This is a genomic window from Streptomyces sp. SP17BM10 (genome assembly GCF_036322405.1).
Lineage (GTDB): Bacteria > Actinomycetota > Actinomycetes > Streptomycetales > Streptomycetaceae > Kitasatospora.
On the sequence record NZ_JAQYXB010000243.1, the window covers coordinates 1 to 348 of the forward strand.

The 348-nt window shown below is 68.4% G+C and carries 1 protein-coding gene; it reads right to left on the minus strand.

What is annotated here, in order from left to right; all coding sequences use genetic code 11:
• Nucleotides 1-348, minus strand: a 348-nt coding sequence (locus PUR71_RS01020; protein ID WP_329924363.1) for an RICIN domain-containing protein, incomplete at both ends; no start/stop codon positions are given.

Genomic DNA, 348 nt, shown 5'->3' on the forward strand with positions numbered 1-348 from the left:
GTTGACGCAGTCGAACAGGATGATCGGGGTGAGGTTGCCCCAGGTCGGACCGGCGCCCGAGACGTTGACGCAGCGCTTGCTGGCCGGGTTGTACAGCTGGCCCGAGGCCGTCAGCTGGAACTGCTCGTTGCCCGCGCCGGGCACGCAGTCGAACAGGATGACCGGGGTCTTGTTGTCCCAGGTCGGGCCCGGGCCGGCGACGTTCAGGCAGCGCTTGCTGGCCGGGTTGTACAGCTGGCCCGAGGCCGTCAGCTGGAACGCCTCGTTGCCCGCGCCGGGCACGCAGTCGAACAGGATGATCGGGTTGAGGTTGTCCCAGGTCGGGCCCTGACCCGAGACGTTGACGCA